At 68.5% G+C, this 717-nt stretch carries 1 protein-coding gene; it reads right to left on the bottom strand.

Going from position 1 to position 717, the window contains the following annotated elements; genetic code table 11:
- Positions 1–10 precede the first annotated feature (10 nt).
- Positions 11–717 (bottom strand): transposase family protein (locus ACPXB1_RS30630; protein ID WP_425736176.1); only part of this gene is annotated, 707 nt, incomplete at its 5' end.

Below are 717 nucleotides of genomic sequence, written 5' to 3'. Positions count from 1 at the left end.
GGTGCTGGTGTCACCCCGCGAGGATGATGTTGTGGAGGTGGGCGATGCCGGAAGCGGTGTCGGTCAATGTGCTGGCGGCGCGGCGGTAGTCGCGCAGGATCTTGAAGCACTTCATGCGGGCCAGGGCGTGCTCGACCTGTGCTCGGACGGTGCGGTGCTGTTTGTTCAGGTCCGCCTTCCACGGGGGTAAGTCGCTGCCGTCGCCGGGTTTGCGGTACGGGATGATCACCTCAGGGTTGCCGCGGTAGGCGCCGTCGGCCATGACGGGCCGTCCGGCCAGCTTCTGGTCGATGCCGCTGGTCCGGTAGACGATGGTGTCGTTGCGGTTGCCGGGTTGCGGATCGCCGAGGGCCACGACGAGGCGGGTGTGGGCGTCGATGGCTACCTGCAGGTTCGTGCTGTAGCGGTAGTTCTTGCTCGGGGCGGCCAAGCGGTGATCGCGGGTCGGGATGAGGGTGCCGTCGACGATGGTGACCTGGTCGACCCGACGCCGGCGCACCGGTGCCAGAGCGAGCAGGGGGCCGACGGTGTCGATGACCCGATGCGCGGCGGAGTGCGACACCCCGAACAGCGGGCCGATCTGGCGCATCGTCAGGTTCGTGCGCCAGTACGCGGCTACCAGCAACACCCGATCAGCGAGGTCGAGAGACCACTGCCGTCCCGGCCGACCGTCGGCAATCGCGTCACCACCACGCTCGGCGACCAACCGGACCAGCC

It is taken from the genome of Micromonospora sp. DT68 (assembly GCF_049847245.1).
GTDB classification, from domain to species: Bacteria; Actinomycetota; Actinomycetes; order Mycobacteriales; family Micromonosporaceae; genus Micromonospora; species Micromonospora profundi.
This window is presented reverse-complemented; position numbering and strand designations above follow the sequence as displayed.